The organism is Cryobacterium sp., assembly GCF_026786305.1.
GTDB lineage: Bacteria > Actinomycetota > Actinomycetes > Actinomycetales > Microbacteriaceae > Cryobacterium.
This window is the reverse complement of the sequence record NZ_JAJAYI010000097.1, coordinates 1-16,940: the sequence shown is the minus strand read 5'-3', so window position 1 is coordinate 16,940 and position 16,940 is coordinate 1. Positions and strand designations below refer to the sequence as shown.

At 65.4% G+C, this 16,940-nt stretch carries 15 protein-coding genes and 1 tRNA gene; 8 read left to right on the top strand and 8 right to left on the bottom strand.

The genetic code is table 11. From position 1 onward, the window contains the following. Positions 1–29 precede the first annotated feature (29 nt). The 6 genes from LH475_RS12740 to LH475_RS12715 form a co-directional block, all read right to left on the bottom strand. Positions 30–884: a hypothetical protein gene (locus LH475_RS12740; RefSeq protein WP_297414419.1), complete on the bottom strand. Its 855-nt coding sequence runs from the start codon at positions 882–884 to the stop codon at positions 30–32. Positions 885–950: 66 nt separating this feature from the next. Continuing rightward, a complete protein-coding gene (locus LH475_RS12735) occupies positions 951–1,421 on the bottom strand; it encodes a VanZ family protein (RefSeq protein ID WP_196843588.1) in 471 nt (156 codons plus the stop codon). A gap of 31 nt (positions 1,422–1,452) precedes the next feature. Beyond that, the gene (locus LH475_RS12730) at positions 1,453–2,949 is read right to left on the bottom strand and encodes an MFS transporter (RefSeq protein ID WP_297414416.1); all 1,497 of its coding nucleotides are present in this window, start codon (positions 2,947–2,949) and stop codon (positions 1,453–1,455) included. Between the two features lie 124 nt (positions 2,950–3,073). Further along, positions 3,074–3,147, bottom strand: a tRNA-Pro gene (locus tag LH475_RS12725). Between the two features lie 62 nt (positions 3,148–3,209). Then, positions 3,210–4,202, bottom strand: a complete 993-nt coding sequence (locus LH475_RS12720) for a metallophosphoesterase (RefSeq protein ID WP_196843590.1) — start codon at positions 4,200–4,202, stop codon at positions 3,210–3,212. Then, the gene (locus tag LH475_RS12715; protein ID WP_297414414.1) at positions 4,199–6,796 is read right to left on the bottom strand and encodes a transglycosylase domain-containing protein; all 2,598 of its coding nucleotides are present in this window, start codon (positions 6,794–6,796) and stop codon (positions 4,199–4,201) included. The genes LH475_RS12720 and LH475_RS12715 overlap by 4 nt, the downstream gene beginning before the upstream one ends. A gap of 71 nt (positions 6,797–6,867) precedes the next feature. Between LH475_RS12715 and LH475_RS12710 the strand changes: the two genes are divergently transcribed. Both LH475_RS12710 and LH475_RS12705 read left to right on the top strand, forming a co-directional pair. Beyond that, positions 6,868–7,035 (top strand): DUF4177 domain-containing protein, encoded by a 168-nt coding sequence (locus tag LH475_RS12710; protein ID WP_196843592.1) that lies wholly within the window; start codon positions 6,868–6,870, stop codon positions 7,033–7,035. A 2-nt stretch (positions 7,036–7,037) separates the two neighbouring features. Next, the gene (locus LH475_RS12705; RefSeq protein ID WP_196843593.1) at positions 7,038–7,508 is read left to right on the top strand and encodes a RidA family protein; all 471 of its coding nucleotides are present in this window, start codon (positions 7,038–7,040) and stop codon (positions 7,506–7,508) included. Between the two features lie 169 nt (positions 7,509–7,677). On the opposite strand, the gene acs is transcribed toward LH475_RS12705, so the two are convergent. Further along, on the bottom strand, positions 7,678–9,651 hold the full coding sequence (gene acs, locus LH475_RS12700) for an acetate--CoA ligase (RefSeq protein ID WP_297414411.1): 1,974 nt from the start codon (positions 9,649–9,651) through the stop codon (positions 7,678–7,680). 459 nt (positions 9,652–10,110) lie between these two features. Between acs and LH475_RS12695 the strand changes: the two genes are divergently transcribed. The 5 genes from LH475_RS12695 to LH475_RS12675 all read left to right on the top strand — a co-directional run bounded on the left by LH475_RS12695 (position 10,111) and on the right by LH475_RS12675 (position 13,414). Beyond that, positions 10,111–11,271 (top strand): TadA family conjugal transfer-associated ATPase, encoded by a 1,161-nt coding sequence (locus LH475_RS12695; RefSeq protein ID WP_297414409.1) that lies wholly within the window; start codon positions 10,111–10,113, stop codon positions 11,269–11,271. Between the two features lie 56 nt (positions 11,272–11,327). Next, positions 11,328–12,404, top strand: coding sequence for a type II secretion system F family protein (locus LH475_RS12690; protein ID WP_196843596.1), 1,077 nt, complete (start codon positions 11,328–11,330; stop codon positions 12,402–12,404). Between the two features lie 86 nt (positions 12,405–12,490). After that, on the top strand, positions 12,491–12,694 hold the full coding sequence (locus tag LH475_RS12685) for a DUF4244 domain-containing protein (protein WP_196843597.1): 204 nt from the start codon (positions 12,491–12,493) through the stop codon (positions 12,692–12,694). After that, entirely contained in the window at positions 12,675–13,025 is a 351-nt protein-coding gene (locus LH475_RS12680; RefSeq protein WP_196843598.1) for a TadE family type IV pilus minor pilin, read from the top strand. The genes LH475_RS12685 and LH475_RS12680 overlap by 20 nt, the downstream gene beginning before the upstream one ends. Further along, positions 13,022–13,414: an Rv3654c family TadE-like protein gene (locus LH475_RS12675; RefSeq protein ID WP_196843599.1), complete on the top strand. Its 393-nt coding sequence runs from the start codon at positions 13,022–13,024 to the stop codon at positions 13,412–13,414. The genes LH475_RS12680 and LH475_RS12675 overlap by 4 nt, the downstream gene beginning before the upstream one ends. A 55-nt stretch (positions 13,415–13,469) precedes the next feature. On the opposite strand, the gene LH475_RS12670 is transcribed toward LH475_RS12675, so the two are convergent. Next, the gene (locus tag LH475_RS12670) at positions 13,470–13,706 is read right to left on the bottom strand and encodes a hypothetical protein (protein WP_196843600.1); all 237 of its coding nucleotides are present in this window, start codon (positions 13,704–13,706) and stop codon (positions 13,470–13,472) included. Positions 13,707–13,913: 207 nt separating this feature from the next. On the opposite strand from LH475_RS12670, the gene topA reads away from it, so the two are divergent. After that, on the top strand, positions 13,914–16,940 hold a 3,027-nt coding region (gene topA, locus LH475_RS12665; RefSeq protein ID WP_297414404.1), incomplete at its 3' end, for a type I DNA topoisomerase.

Below are 16,940 nucleotides of genomic sequence, written 5' to 3'. Positions count from 1 at the left end.
TCGTCCCTCCGGCACGGCAGTCCTTTTGGTTAGACCGACCACTTCGCGAACGTGGCGATCATGTCGGTGTGGGCGAAGCCCGGCGTCTCGTGCCCGAGCGTGTGGTACATCACCTGGGCGTCGGCGGCGACCGGCTTGATCTTGTTGATCAGCGCGAGGCCGTTTTTGCTCGGAACGACGACGTTGTCGGGGTGGGCGGCGTCGGAGACGAGCACCTTGACGCGGCTGTTGGTCCACGGCGTCGCGCTGATGCGTGCCGGGTTGGTGCCTTTGATCAGGGTGGGGTCGTTGCCGTAGGCATCGCCGACGTGTGCCTGGTTCAGGGTGTCATATGCATAGAGCCACTCGTTGTCATAGAGGCCGTTGACCATGTACAGGCCACGAATGTAGGGGATGAGTTTCTTGCCGTAGGTGTAGCAGCCGAGCGAGCCCCCAAAGGAGGTGGCGCGCAGAAAGTTGCGGCGCACGGTGTAGAGCGCGTTCAAGTAGGTCCAGGCGTTCTTCTGAGCGGTCGTGGCGATGGAATTGGTGTACTGGGTACCACCGGCGTTGATGCAGATGGCGATGGTGTTTTGATCGACGACGAGCTCGCCGGGATACTTGAAGCCGCCGTTGAGAGCGTTGTGTGAGCTGGAGGCCGCGTGGTAGAACCACACCGCACCCACCGAGGCTGTCGAGTTCATCGAGATCGTCTGGGGAATGAACAGGCGGGCTCGATCACCACCAATGTTCACTTCGATGTTGTCGTAGAGCTTCCTCCCCTTCTGGGTGAACACATTCGACAGGCGTGACACCTCTCCGGGTAGCTTCGGAGCGGTGGCAGCGAAAGCGGCGGGAGCGCCGAGCACACCGAAACCGAGCGTGGCTGCGCCAGCAGTTGACAAAGTGAGAAACTTTCGACGATCCATTCTGGAGAAGATAGCAGAGAGAATCGACGACGTCCAACGGAATCAAATTTTCTGAGCCGCGGAGACTGGCGCCGAGGCCGGGCCGAGAAACAGGTGCAGAACAACGGCGGCGACGGCGGTTCCGAGCAGGGCACCGAGACTGTTGGCGATCACATCGTTCACGGCGGCAAATCGTTCGGGCAGGAAGACGAGCTGGCCGAACTCGATAGCACAACTGACCCCAGCGCCAACCACAGAGCCGAGCCACCAGTGTCGCGCGCCGGCGAGCACGACCACGAGCAGGCCCACGGGAATGAACAGCGCGATGTTCGCACTGAATTCAATGACCGCATAGTCGAGCCAGGCCGGAATGCCGTGGGCGTGCAGCCACAGGACGATCGATGAGATCGATCCGTGCGCGCCGCTGTCGACGGGGGTGGGCCAGAACGCGACCAGCGCCAGGACCGCGATGTAGGCAAGCGCGATCCACAGGGCGACGCGGCGCAACAGCCGGTGCCGTCGAATCGCGGTCATAACATCTCCGGGCTTTCTGGGCACCGATGCCCTACGAGGCGGCGCGAGCAGGAAGGCTGCCGCCCACCCGCTTGGGTAGCGCGAACACGAGGATCAGCGCGAGGATGGCGAACCCGGCGCTCACCGCCATTGCCATGGTGGCGCTGTGCGTGAAGGCCGTCGCGAGGGCATCCGCTCCGGGGCCGGCCACGGTCAGCGTGCCGAAGAACACGCTGCCGATCACGGCGATCCCGACCGCACTGCCGACACGCTGCATCACACCGACCACGCCGCTCGCGCCGCCGGCCTCGGAGCGGTCGACGGTTGCGACGATGAATGACACGTTGGGTGCGATGAAGAATCCGCTGCCGAGGCCCGCAATGAACAGCGGCGGAAGCAGGTGCCAGTTGGTGAGGTCGCCCGGCGTTGTGAGGAGCATGACCAGCCAGATCCAGATCAGGCCGATCGTGACGAAGGCCACGCCGACCACGAGAACGGTGCGTCCCAGGCGTTTGGCCAATCGGTCGCTCTGCGACGCGCCGAGGATCGTACCAATCGCGAACGGAATGGATACGAGGCCCGACTCGAGCGCGGTGTGCCCGAGGCCCGCCTGCCAGAGAATGGAAATCGTAAAGAAAATGCTGGTGAATGCGGCGAAATAGACCAGCGCGAGAATGACACCGCCGGTGAATGCCGGGTGTGAGAACAGGTGGGGAGGAACGAGCGGGCTGCCGTCACGCCTGGCGACAACTACTTCCCAGGCGCCGAAAGCCGTCACAAGCAGCACCCCGGCAGCGAGAGTGAGGAAGGTCCAGAGAGGCCAGCCCTGGTCTTGACCCTCGATCAGCGGCACCAGGAGTGCCACCAGACCGGCCGAAAGGAGTACCAGTCCGAGCCAGTCGATACCCGCCCGCGATAGCTGCGTCGTTGTGGGGAGCGCGGCACCGCCGGGCAGAAGAAAGACGGTGGCGACGAGCGCGAGAAGTCCGATCGGCAGGTTCACCCAGAACACCAGGCGCCAGCCGTTGTCGACACCGAAGGCCTCGATGATGAGCCCGCCGACGATGGGGCCGAGCGCGGTCGAGACACCGATGACCGAGCCCATGATCGCGTAGGCCTTGCCACGCGCGGCGGGCGGGAACATCAGCTGGATGACGGCGGTCACCGCCGGCACGAACATGCCGCCGGCCAGGCCCTGCACGACTCGGGCAATGATCAGTTGCAGGTCGTTCCGTGCGAGGCCGCAGGCGAGGCTCGCGAGCGTGAACAGGGCCAAGCCGGTGAAGAAGACCCATTTGTGGCCGTAGCGGTCGCCGACCCGGCCCGCGGGAATGAGCGCGAGACCAAACGCGAGGGCGTAGCCGGAGATGATCCACGAGAGCGTCGCCTCGGAGGCGTCCAGGCTGGTACGAATGCTGGGGAGAGCGACGTTCACGATGGTCGTGTCGAGCAACGCCATGAACATGCCGGCGAGCAGCACGATCAGTGCCTGCCAGGCTCGGCGTGACACGACCGACGTTGTTCCAGGAGTGGAGGGGGTGACGGTCATGCGGGAGGTCCATTCGCACCGGTCTCCCGGCGATTCTCGGCAGGAGTGACGCTGATGCCGACAGAAGATCCTACAACACAACCCCCACTCGATCGAAGTGGGGGTTGTGCCATATTTACCGCGGTCGGGGTAACAGGATTTGAACCTGCGACCTCGTCGTCCCGAACGACGCGCGCTACCAAGCTGCGCCATACCCCGATGGCCCGTGGGCCTCCATCAGTATAGGCGCTCTTGGCCCCCAGGACGAATTGTGCGAGCAGCTAGGCGGGGGTGAGGGTGAGCAGGGTCGCCTCGGGCGGACAGGCGAAACGCACGGGGGCGTAAATCGAAGTGCCGAGGCCCGCCGACACGTTCAGAAACGCGGTGCGCAGGCCGTGGTTCCAGAGGCTCAAACCCTTTACCTGGCGGCGCGGAATATCGCAATTGGTCACGAGTGCGCCGAAGCCGGGCAGACAGACCTGGCCGCCGTGGGTGTGGCCGGCCAGAATCAGCTCGGCACCGTGATTCACGAATGAGTTCAGCACCCGCTGGTATGGCGCGTGCGCGACGCCGACGGTGAGCGTGGACCGCGGGGCGGCGGCCTCTTCCGGGTCGGGCCAGACGTCGTCGCCGAGGGGGTCGTTGGCGCGCAAATCGTCGATCGCGCGCGTGATCAGGTCGAGCCGGTCATGCCCGATGTGCGGGTCATCGACGCCGAAGAACTCCACGTGGGTGTCGTTCAGATCGAGGGATTCGGCTGCATTGTTGATATCGGTCCAGCCGAGATCGGCAAACACCCGGCGCAGCGCATCAGTGTCGAGTTCTTCCCGGCGCACGGTGCGCCGACTCGACGGTCCGCCGAAGTAGGTGAACGGATTCTTCAACTGCGGTCCGATGTAGTCGTTGGAACCGTTGACGAACACGCCGGGAATTCCCCGGAACGGTGCGAGGGCATACTCGATGCCCGTGACGCCATCTTCGTGCCCGAGGTTGTCGCCGGTGTCGACGACGAGGTCGGGCTTCAGCGCTGCAAGGCTGCGCACCCACTCCTGCTTGTTCTTCTGCCATGGAGCCATGTGCAGGTCGGAGAGGTGCAGCACCCGAATCGGGGCCGAACCCGGCGCGAGCACCGGAGCGCTCACCTTACGCAGCGTGAACCGGTTGCGCTCCACGAGCGCGCCCCAGGCGAAGGCCGCGAGGCCGATCGCGCCCGCCGCCGCGAGCGACGTGCCGACGAGCCCACGACCCTCGCCGAGGCGACGAAGCGCGATCATCCGTTCTTGCCGTTGTTGTTGCCTTGGCCGGACGCGGCGGGCGCTGGCGCGGTGTACTTGCCGATGACGATCGTCACGGCATCACCGGGGCGGCTTCCGGTGCCTTCGCCCGGCTGAACCGCCACAACCTTGCCATCTTGGGCCTTGTCGGTGGTGGCCTGTTCGAGCTTGGTGATGGCGAAACCGTAGGGTGCGCCGGCCAGCAGGGTGCGGGCATCCGTTTCGCTCTTGCCGATCACGGCGGGGATGACCACACCGGTACCGTCGCTGGAGTAGGCCGTGACCGTGGCACCGCGAGTGGATGCCGAGCCGCCGGCCGGATCACTCTTGGCTACGGTGCCGGCGGGCATCTCGGAGCTCGTGACGCCGCCATCGACGAAGAAGAAACCGGCAGCCTCGAGGGTTGATTTGGCGTCTGCCATCGACTTGCCACGAACGTCGGGCACCGGAACGGCGACCGCGTTGATCACCGCGGAGGAGGGGTCCGGGAATTTGTCGCCACCGTACTTGGCGTTGGCGACGCTCATGACCTGGGGCCAGATACTGTGGCGAATCTCGGAGGCTTTGAACCCGTTCAACTTAGACCCGCTTAGGCGCTGGTTCTTGAAGGGCCCACTGACGTTGACGACACCCACGACGGTGGCGACCTTACTGCTGGCACCGCTCATCCAGGTGTCCTTTGCGGCATCAGTCGTTCCGGTCTTGCCGATGATGGGGACTTTGGGCGAGGTGTCCCGACCTGATTTAGCCGCCGTTCCGTTGCCGGTTGTGGTCGTTTGCATGGCGTACTGCATTCCAGCGGCAACACCCGGTTCGACCGACTGCTTGCAGTCAGACTTGGGCACTGGAAGCTCCGTGCCGTCTGAGCCGACCATGCTGCGAATCGCGATCGGGCTGCAGGTCATGCCGTTGTTGGCGATGCCGGCGAAGGCAACGGCCATGGTGAGCGGGGCGATGTAGTTCGTCCCGATCACCGATGACGCGTTCTGGCCCAGGTCGCCGCCGTCGGCCGCGTGCACGCCGAAGGCCTCGGCGGTTTTCTTGATGCCGCAGAGGTCGAGCTTCTTGGCCATGCCGATGAAGCCGGTGTTGACCGACCGGGTGGTCGAGTGCAGTGCCGTTTCATTCGGGCCGCCCTCACCACCGTCATTGCGCGGGCTGAACCCCTGGGCGTCATAGTTCTGCGGTCCGAGGCAGCTGTCCTGGAACGTTCCCCAGTTCGACTTGACCCGCGAGTCGACCCGTTCGGTGAGGGCGTGGCCCTCCTTCAGCCATTCGGCCAGGGTGAACACCTTGTAGGTTGAACCGGGCTGAAAGCCGCTGGAGCCGCCATGGGCGCGGTCGGTGTTGTAGTTGATGCTCGTATAGGTGCTGCCGGCGGGCTGCTCAACCTGGCTGTAGTCCTTGTTCTGCACCATGGCGAGCACCTCGCCGGTGCCGACGCCGACGCTCGATACAACTCCGCCGACATCCCAGCCGGGAGAGGTCTTTGGAACATACTTGTTGAGGGAGGTCTCGGCCGCGCCCTGCAGGTCGAGGTCGAGCGTGGTGTAGACATTGAACCCGCCGCGCTTGAAGTTCGCGAGGCGAGTGTCGGCATCCGCTCCGAAGATCGGATCGGTCTTCAGGATCTTGGTGACGTAGTCACAGAAGTACGCGCTGCCTGCGGCCGCCTGGCAGCCGGTTGAAGCGACGGTGATGACAGGTTCGACCGGCGTCGCGATGGCGGCGTCATGGTCGACTTGGCTGATCTTCTTGTACTCGAGCATCCGGTCGAGAATGTAGTCGCGGCGAAACTTGTTGTCGGCGTAACCGTTTGCCGCACCGTTCGTCTTGCTGTCGGGGTGGTCGAGCTGGAACTTGACCGGGTTGTTCACTATCGTCACGAGGCTCGCAGCCTGCGGCAGTGTCAGGTTGAGCGCGGTTGTGTTGAAGTAGTAGTTGGCGGCGGCTTCGATGCCGTAGACCGATCCGCCGTAGCCAGCGATGTTGAGGTAGCCGCGAAGAATGTCATCTTTTTCATACTTTTTCTCAATGCCGATGGCAAGGCGCATCTCGCGCAGCTTCCGGTCAGGCGTGGTCTTGGTGGCGTCGGCGTAGCATGTCTTGGCCTTATCGGCGTCGGTCATGACCTCGCACTTTTGAATGAGCACATTCTTGACATATTGCTGAGTGATAGACGAGCCACCGCGTGTTTCACCGCCGGCCAGGGTTTGCACCGCACCGTTGAAGCTGGACTGAATGTCTACGCCACCGTGCTTCATGAAGCGCGGGTCCTCACCGGCAACCGCGGCGTCCTTGGCGAACTGGCTGATCGCGTCGGAAGCCACGTCAACCCGGTTCTGCTCGTAGAACGAGGCGAGGAGAACGCGGGTGCCCACGGGATCCGCGGCGTTGGTGGATGCGTAGATGTTGCTCTTCTGGGAGAGCGTATCGATGGCGAGATACTCGGGCAGGCTGTCGAACACATTGATGGTGTTCGTAGCGGCCATACCGGACAGGGCAACGGCGGGGGCGACGGCGGCGGTCACGAGGATACCGGCAACGGCACTCATCCCGACGACACCCAGGAAACCCCCCAGAGCCCCACTCACGGTTCGATTTTTGGCAGACATAGAATTGAGCGTAAGCGACAAATCTGAAAGCCCGCCACAATAGGAGTCACATGCCCGCCTGGGAGTACCTCACAACGCCGTTGATGATCCACACTACGGCCGCCATTTTAAACAACTGGGGCGCTGACGGGTGGGAACTCGTGCAGGTCGTCCCCGGCCCCGAAGGTGGCCTCGTTGCCTATCTGAAACGCCCGCTCGCATCCAAGGAAGAGGCATAGGCATGTCGCACATTGAAGCGCGTCTGGCCGAACTGGGCATTGAACTGCCGAGCGTCGTACCGCCGGTCGCCGCCTACCTGCCCGCCGTGATCAGCAACGGGTTCGTTTACACCGCCGGCCAGCTGCCGATGGTATCCGGCGTGCTGCCCGCCGCCGGCAAAGTCGGCGACGGCCACGGTCTTGTGCCGGCCGCTGACGCACAGGACTACGCCCGCACCTGTGCGCTGAACGGGCTCGCCGCCATCAAGAGCGTGATCGGGTCGCTCGACCGCATCACCCAGGTGGTCAAGGTCACCGGCTTCGTCGCCTCCGACTTGTCGTTCACCGGTCAGCCGACCGTGGTCAACGGCGCCTCCGACGTGCTCGTCGAGATCTTCGGCGACATCGGCCGGCACGCACGTTCCGCCGTCGGCGTCGCGGTGCTGCCGCTCGACGCCCCGGTTGAGGTCGAGTTCGTCGTCGCGTTCGCGTAACCGTCTGGCCCGGTGGCTAGTTCAGGACAGCCTCCCGAGGCGAGCCCGCGGGTCGACACGACGAGTGGGCGCCAGAGCGCGAAATCCGCGGATTTCCTGAAGTAGCCTCCAGAACAGGCTGCGGTCGCTCCGAAAGAAGCGGCCGCAGCCTGTTGTGCGGGTGGTGCCGCTACTTCCGGATCTGCGCGGCGATGGTGTTCATCACCATGGTGTCGGCGAGAGTCGTCGTGTCGCCGACCTCGCGGCCTTCGGCCACGTCGCGCAGCAGACGCCGCATGATTTTGCCGGAGCGGGTCTTCGGCAGCTCGTCGACGATGAAGATGTCGCGCGGGCGGGCGATGGCGCCAATCTGCTGGGCCACGTGGGTGCGCAGGATGCCGGCGATGTCCTCGTGCGAGGCGATCTCGGCCTGGCTGAACTTGATCACGACAAACGCGACCACGGCCTGACCGGTCGTCTCATCGGCGGCACCGACCACGGCCGCTTCAGCCGTGAGCGAGTGTGCTACAAGCGACGACTCGATCTCGGCGGTGGACAGGCGGTGACCCGAGACGTTCATGACATCGTCGACGCGGCCGAGCAACCAGATGTCACCGTCGTGGTCGAGACGGGCGCCGTCGCCGGCGAAGTACAACGGGCCGTCCTTCGCGCCGGTTGTGCCGTCGAACTTGTCCCAGTAGGTCTCCTTGAAGCGTTCCGGGTCGCCCCAGATGCCGCGGAGCATGGCCGGCCAGGGCTGCGTGACCACGAGCAGCCCACCGTTGCCATGGCCAACGTGCACGCCGTCGTCATCGAGCACGTCGATGGTGATGCCCGGCACCGGAACCTGTGCGGCGCCCGGTTTCGTCTCGGTGAGACCGGCCAGCGCCGAGACCATGATCGATCCGGTCTCGGTCTGCCACCAGGTATCGACAATCGGCGTGAGGTTGCTGCCGATGACCTCGCGGTACCACATCCAGGCCTCGGGGTTGATGGGCTCGCCCACCGAACCGAGCACACGCAGGCTCGACAGGTCGAACTTCTGCGGAATCTGGCGACCGAGCTTCATGAAGGTGCGAATGGCCGTCGGCGCTGTATACAGGATCGAGACCTTGTACTTCTCAATGATTTCCCACCAGCGGCCGGTGTGCGGGGAATCGGGGGTTCCCTCGTAGAGCACCTGCGTCGCGCCATTGGCGAGCGGTCCGTAGACCACGTAGCTGTGTCCGGTGATCCAGCCCACGTCGGCGGTGCACCAGTAGACATCCGTTTCGGGCTTGAGGTCAAAAACGTTCTGGTGGGTGAACGCGTTCTGTGTCAGATAGCCGCCGCTGGTATGAAGGATGCCCTTGGGCGCGCCGGTCGTGCCCGATGTATACAGAATGAAGAGCGGGTTTTCGGCCGGGAAGGCTTCGGCCTCATGCTCGGGAGAGGCGGTTTCCATGGCGTCGGACCACCAGATGTCGCGGTCGTTCCACTGCACATCCTGGCCGGTGCGCTTGACGACGAGTACGTTCTTCACCGAGGAGTCGTTCGTCTGTAGGGCCGCATCAACGGCCGGCTTGAGGGCGCTAATCTTGCCCTTGCGGTAGCCGCCATCGGCCGTGATGACAAGCACGGCGTTGGCGTCGTCGATGCGCGAACGCAGGCTCTCGGCGCTGAATCCGCCGAAGATGACCGAGTGTACGGCGCCGATGCGGGCGACGGCGAGCATGGAGATGACGGCCTCGGGAATCATCGGGAGGTAGACGGCCACACGGTCGCCCGCCTTGACGCCGAGCCCGAGCAGCACGTTGGCGGCCTTCTTGACTTCGGTGGTCAGTTCTGCATAGGTGTAGCTGCGCGAATCACCGGGCTCGCCCTCGAAGTAGAGCGCGACGCGGTCGCCGTTGCCGGCCAGAACGTGACGGTCAAGGCAGTTGTAGGCGACGTTGAGTTCGCCGTCTTCGAACCACTTCGCGAACGGCGGGTTGGTCCAGTCGAGGGTCGTCGTGAACGGCTTGTGCCAGTGCAACAGATTACGGGCCTGATCAGCCCAAAATGTGGCCGGGTCCTTCTGTGCGTCTGTATACAGGTTCGCTGTCGCTGCTGTCTGTGCGGCGAACTCGGGAGTGGGCGCGAATCGACGCGATTCGTGCAGGAGGGTGTCAATTTTAACCGTCATATGTGTAATTCGCTCCTTTGCGGTACGTGCATGCAGGACATTGCCAGCTCAGTTGAACCCTACCTGTTCTTGGCCAATCTCTGTATACACAAACGAAATACTGAGAAATGGACCCTCGATTCAGGGGGATTTCGTGCCCCCGTGCAAGTGTCCCCTCTAATGAGGACATTGGACTTGCATTTTGTCGGCGGCTGCGTAAACTGACTTACGTCTGAACGAAAGTTTTTGACCAGCAACGCGTACGGTTCCCCCCAATCTGCGCGGTGCTAGGCGGCACCTGTTCCCCCCAATAGGTGCCGCCCCTTCTATGTCAGGCGCGTGCCCAGTGGAGCAGGAGCGCTACTGCCGGTCGGTGCTGTTTCTACGTCGTTGATCCCTCCCCAAGCCCGACGGCCGGTGGATTTCCACAGATTTGGTTGCTTCCGGTTGCGCGTGGTCGGCTCGTCCTATCGTCGAAGCATGGGTCAGTCCTTCGTCGCCGTTCCGTCCTACGTAGTTGCGTCCTTTGCTCGCCCGGTCTCGGCAGCGGTGGCAGATCCCTGGGCTGAGCCGTCGGCGCGCCCGGCCGTGGTACGTGCATTCGCTGCCCGCCCGGCATCTCTACGGCCACCCGCCAAGGTCGCTCGGCATCGCACGGCGACAACGGAGCCCGCCGAGCCGGCTCACGTCGACAGCGTGCGCGTTGACGTGCGTGTGCTCGGCCCGCTGGCCGGTTATGCCGCGAACCCCGAAACCACGGACCTGTTCGTCAACGGGGAATCCGGGCTGTGGATTGATGCCGGGCACGGCCTCGCCTTCGCACCGGCCTGGCAGCTCGGTGAGGCCGAGGTGCGCGGGTTGGCTGTGCGGCTGATCGCGCTCGGTGGGCGGCACATCGACGAGGCGAGCCCGTGCGTCGACGTGCGCCTGGCTGACGGTATCCGGGTGCACGCGGTGCTTCCACCGGTGTCAAGCACGGGAACGCTGCTCTCGATTCGCCTGCCGCACGCCGCGAACCGGAGCCTCGGTGCACTCGCGGACGCCGGTTTGTTCGGCGTGGGCGAGGCATCCGCTGCCCGGTTGAACCGGCTGCGCGCTGCGGTGCGCGGCCGCCAGAACCTGCTCATCACCGGGGCCGCCGGCAGCGGAAAGACGACGCTGCTGGCCGCGCTGCTCGGTGAAGCGCCGGCCGACGAGCGCATTGTCGCGATCGAAGATGTGGCGGAGCTGCGCATTCGGCATCCACACGTGGTCGCTCTCGAGGCCAGGCAGGCCAACCTGGAGGGGGCCGGCCGCATCGGCCTTGAGGCGCTGCTGCGGGAGGCGCTGCGCATGCGCCCGGACCGGCTCGTGCTCGGCGAGTGCCGCGGGGCGGAGATTCGGGAGCTGCTCGGCGCCCTCAATACCGGGCACGACGGGGGAGCGGGCACCCTGCACGCCAATTCGCTCGAAGACGTTCCCGCTCGGCTGGAGGCGCTCGGAGCTCTCGCCGGCATGAGTGCGGCGGCCGTGGCCCGACAGACGGTGAGTGCGATCGGGCTGGTGCTGCACCTGGAACGCACCGACGGCGTGCGTCGGCTTGACGCGGTCGGCCGGTTCACCCTCAACGGCCGAGACCGACTCTCGATCGAGGCGGTTTGATGGGGCCGGGATGGAAAGACTCGTTCAGTCACAATCCGACGCGGGAGCCTCCGACCATGCGGAGGGTTGACGTGGTGCCGCCGATCGAGGAGGTTGCGGCGGTCACCCAGCAGCTGGCCGTGCTGCTGTCGGCTGGCGTGTCCCCGGTGACAGCCTGGGGATACCTGGTGCCGGTTGTTGCGCCGACCGCGGTCGGGCGCCGAATCGGCTCGGCGCCTGCGGGTGCGGCGGGTGCGGCGGGTGCGGCGGATACGGCGACGACGGGCATCCTGCGGGCGGCAGCCCGAGCCGCGGCGCGCGGCGACAGCGTGGCAGACGCGATCGCCGGGCAGGCGCACCGGCATGCCAGGGAGAACCCGTCGCCGGGCGGCACGCGTGTGACGGTCGCCGCCCGCGCCCGACGGCGCGGCGACGCAGCGGCTCAGGCCGAGCGCGCCTGGCTCGGACTCGCCGCAGCCTGGCAGGTGGCCACACAAGCCGGTTCGCCCCTGGCCGGCTGTCTGCGCGAGCTCGCCACGTCGCTGCGCGAACTCGCCCAGGTGCAGCGTGATCTCGAGGTGGCGCTGGCCTCCCCGCGCGCGACGGCCCGACTCGTGATGGTGCTGCCGCTGATCGGCGTCGTTTTGGGCAGCCTCATGGGTTTCGATTCCCTGCACACGCTGTTCGCCACCGTGCCCGGGCTGGTCTGCCTCGGCGGCGGCGCACTGTTGATGCTGGCCGCCGCGAGCTGGAACCGTGCGCTGGTGCGCCGAGCGGCTCCGGCCGACCTGACCCCAGGGCTGCGGCTCGAACTCATGGCGATTGCCATGTCCGGCGGTGGGTCGATCGACCGTTCGCGCGCACTGGTGCGTGCAGCAGCCAAGCGCTACGGCATCGCGCCGGGTGCCGACGTCGACCCGATTGACCGGGTACTTGACCTATCGACGCGGGCGGGAGTTCCCGCGGCGGAACTGCTCCGCAGTGCGGCCGAACAGCTGCGCCGCGATGCCCGCAGCGCCGGGCAGCGCCGGGCCGCGACGCTGTCGGTGACGCTGATGCTGCCGCTCGGCCTGTGCGTGCTGCCCGCGTTCATGCTGGTCGGCGTGGTGCCGCTGCTGATCAGCGTGCTCTCCTCCACTCTGACGACGCTCTGAAACTGTCCACAAATGATTTGGATGCCGCGGCGCGCGCCGGGGGATCGGGGCAGGGTGAACATGCTCGTGCCACCCAACCCGCGTCGATGGACGCCGAAGGAGACGAGTCTGTGTATACAAAGACCACCCTGAGAAGACTGACCGACGAGGTCGGAGCCGCGACGGCGGAATACGTTGTGGCCACGATGGCCGCGGTCGGGTTCGCCGGGCTGCTCATCGTCATTCTGCGCAGCGACGAGGTGCGCGCAATGCTCACCGATCTGGTGCGACGTGCCCTCAGTATCGGATAGCCGGGGTAGCCGGGGTAGTACGACCGCCGAATTCGCCACGGTATTGCCGGCCGTCGTGCTCGTGCTGGCCTGCTGTCTCGGGGCCGTTCAACTGGTCGGAGTTCAGGTACGGTTGACGGATGCCGCCGCCAATGCCGCGCGGGCGCTCGCCCGCGGCGACAGTGTGGCACGTGTCGGAGGGCTGGTGCAGCACGCGGTATCGGGGGCGATCCTGGCTCCACAGCGACACGGCGAGTTTGTCTGTGCCCGGGTCACTGTCTCAAGCCTGCCGGGGATGTTCGCGGGCCTGACCCTCGAAGCGCGCTCCTGCGCCCTGGCCGGTGGCCGATGAGCGCGCGCGTCGACAACGTAGACGCTGGAGTTGCCGCGACGGGGCTTTCCGAGAGCGGAGCCGGGTCGATCCTCGCCCTCGCTCTGCTCGCAGCCACCGTGCTGCTGACGACCCTTGTCGTGACGATCCTGGGTCTGCTCGTCGTCGGTCGGTCCGTCGCAAACGCGGCCGATGCGGCTGCGCTCGCCGCTGCCGACACAGCTTCCGGCGCGATTGCAGGCTACCCCTGTGATGCAGCGGATGCCGTGGCGACGCTGAACGAGACGGCCGCCACGGGGTGTACCGTAACGGCGCTGATCGCATCCGTTTCGGTGCGGCGCCGGGTGCTCGGCATCGACATCTCCGCGAGTGCCCGGGCCGGGCCGCCGACCGGGCCGCCGACCGGGTAGAAGGAGTCGGGGCGCACTCGACCAGGCAAACGCAGCGACCTGATGACCCAGCGATCTAGGAGAGGAGCGCCTCAAGGTAGCGGTACTCGACCGCACTCGGGCGGCCGGGAGTGTCGGAACCCTCGAACTCCAGGCCGGCACCGCGCGCGTAGAGGTAGCGCTTGCCGGAGTCGGCCGGAATCTCAATGCGGGGCTGCGGATCACCCGTGTCGAGGAAGGTCGTGGTGATTGTCTTGCCCTGAAGGGGCCCGTCCGTCAACTTCGCGGTGTATGTGGCCGTCGTTGTACCCATGGGTCTATTCTGCACGTGGGCGGGTAAACAGCAAGGGTTTGGGATTGTTGTCCGGCAGGCTCCGAGCGAACTGGGCAGCGGCTGGGAGCTCTGTGTGTGCGGGCGGGACGCGCCGAGACGCGCCCGTCGATTAGGCGGGCACTCCATTCCGGTGTGTATGGTGTGCCTTGGCCCATCATTTGGTCACTACGTATAAAGAGGAGTCTGGTGCCAGGCACTAAGAAGCTGGTCATTGTTGAATCACCGACCAAGATGAAGTCGATCGCCTCGTATCTCGGCGACGGCTACGAGGTTTTGTCTTCGGTCGGTCACATTCGCGATTTGATCGAGCCGAAAAACCTGCCACCTGAGCTCAAGAAGGGTGCGCTCGGCCGATTCTCGGTCGACGTCGACAACGGTTTTGAACCGTACTACGTGGTGAGCGACGCTAAGAAGAAGACCGTCAGCGAACTCAAGCGGGCCCTCAAGAATGCGAACGAACTCTTGCTCGCAACGGATGAGGACCGCGAGGGCGAGGCCATTGCCTGGCACCTGCTGCAGGTGCTGCAACCCAAGGTTCCGGTCAAGCGCATGGTGTTCCACGAGATCACCAAAGACGCCATCCTTGCCGCCAAGGACAACACCCGCGACCTCGACACCGCCCTCGTCGACGCGCAGGAGACCCGCCGTATCCTCGATCGAATCTACGGCTACGAGATTTCTCCCGTGCTGTGGCGCAAGGTCGGCCCCGGCCTGTCCGCCGGACGCGTGCAGAGCGCCGCGACCCGCCTCGTCGTTGACCGGGAGAAGGAACGTCTCGCGTTCGTCTCGGCCGGCTACTGGGATCTGCTTGCGCGACTGGCGGCATCCGCTTCGGAGACTGACCAGGCGTTCGACGCGAAGCTCGTTCGGTTGAACGGTGAGCGCATTGCCACCGGTGGCGACTTCGACGACTCCGGTGCGCTCAAGCCTGCCGTGAAGGCCGTCACGCTGGATGCCTCTACCGCCCACGCCCTCACGACCGCGCTGCAGAAACCCGGCGTCAAGCTCGAGGTCGCCAAGGTCACCTCGAAGCCCTACCGTCGCAGCCCCGCTGCACCGTTCACGACCTCGACCCTGCAGCAGGAAGCGGCTCGCAAGCTGCGCTTCACCGCCCGCCAGACCATGAGCGTTGCCCAGTCATTGTACGAAAACGGGTTCATCACGTATATGCGTACCGACTCGCCGTCGCTTGGGCAGCAGGCCCTCACTGCCGCCCGCACCCAGGCTGCGGCGCTGTACGGCGCCGAGACGGTTCCGGATGCGCCGCGCGCCTACAAGGGCAAGAGCAAGAACGCGCAGGAAGCGCACGAGGCCATTCGCCCCTCGGGCGATACCTTCCGCACCCCGGCCTCGCTCGCGTCGAGCCTGCGCGGCAACGATTTCAAGCTCTATGAGCTCATCTGGAAGCGCACCGTTGCCTCGCAGATGAAGGACGCCACCGGCTCGACCGCCTCCGTCACCATCGCGGCCGGCCCGACCGGCACCTCGGAGCACCCCTCCGCGTCGGGCGTGCTCGCCGAATTCTCGGCCAGCGGAACGGTCATCACCTTCCGCGGTTTCATGCTTGCCTATGAGGAGTCGAAGGACGAGGAGCGCAATGCCTCGACCGACGCGACCGAGTCGAAGCTGCCGCCGCTCCAAGAAGGCCAGATGTTGGTTCTGCAGGACCTCGAGGCCAAGGGCCACGAGACCACTCCGGCTGCCCGCTACACCGAGGCCAGCCTGGTCAAGAAACTCGAGGAGCTCGGCATCGGCCGCCCGTCGACCTTCGCGTCGATCATCTCGACCATCACCGAGCGCGGCTATGTCACGCCGCGCGGCCAGTCGCTCGTTCCCAACTGGATCGCGTTCTCGGTCGTGCGCCTGCTCGAAGAGTTCTTCGGCGACCTGGTCGAATACGACTTCACCGCCGAGATGGAGGACGACCTCGACCGCATCGCCGGCGGCGAAGCCAACCGTCTGGACTGGCTCAATAGCTTCTACTTCGGCAGCGATAAGCACCGCGGCCTGCGCCAGGTCATCGATAACCTCGGTGAGATCGACCCGCGCGTGATCAACTCGGTCGCCATCAGCGACGACATCACCCTGCGCATCGGCAAGTACGGCCCGTACCTCGAGGTCATCGACCCCGACGCTGCGGCGGATGCCCCGCCCCGCCGCGTAAACATTCCGCCGGAACTCGCTCCCGACGAACTGACCGCTACCAAAGCCCGTGAGCTCATCGATGCTCCGGTCGTCACCGACCGGGTGATCGGACTGAACCCGGACAACGGCAAGGAAATCGTCGCGAAAGACGGTCGCTTCGGGCCGTACGTCACCGAACTCGCGCCGGCTCCGGGCGAATCCGTTGTTCCAGTCGCCGTGGCCGCTCCGATGGAAGCCGTGGACCCTGCCACCGGCGAGGTCACCGCTTTTGCTGAGGCACCGACCAAGCCGAAGCGCAAGCCGGCCGCGAAAAAGGTGGCTGCTGCGGACAAGCCGCGCACAGCATCCATTTTCAAATCGATGGATCTGGCGACGGTCGACCTCGAAACGGCGCTGCGCCTGCTCGCCCTGCCGCGCATCGTCGGACTCGACCCGGAGACGGGCGCCGAAATCCTGGCCCAGAATGGCAAGTTCGGCCCGTATTTGAAGAAGGGCATCGACACCCGGTCGCTCACGAGCGAAGATCAGATCTTCGACATCGATCTGCCGGGTGCGATCGAATTGTACGCCCAGCCGAAATATGGTGCCCGCCGGGCGTCCAGCGCCCTGAAGGAATTCGAAGTGCCCGACCCCGAGAGTGGCAGGGCGATCAAGATCAAGGACGGGCGGTTCGGCGCGTATGTGACCGATGGGGTCACCAACGCGACGATTCCCAAGTCGGAGGACATCGAGGAGATCGACTTCGACCGGGCCGTGCAGCTGCTGGCCGATAAGCGTGCCAAGGGTCCGGCCGCGCCGCGCACGAAGGCGCCGGCCAGGAAGGCCGCCGTGAAGAAGTCGGCGTCAAAGAAACCTGCCGTGAAGAAGGCGCCGACCGCGGCAGCTAAGGCGGCTACCGCTAAGAAGGCGGCGGCGACCCGGGCCTCGAACGCGGCAGCCAAGGCAGCGTTGGCCGGCACGGGAACGCCCGTGGCCACGGCCAAGAAAGCCACGGCCAAGAAGGCCACGGCCAAGCAGCCGGCTGCAAAGAAGGCGCCAGTGAAGAAGGCGCCCGTGAAGAAGGCGGCC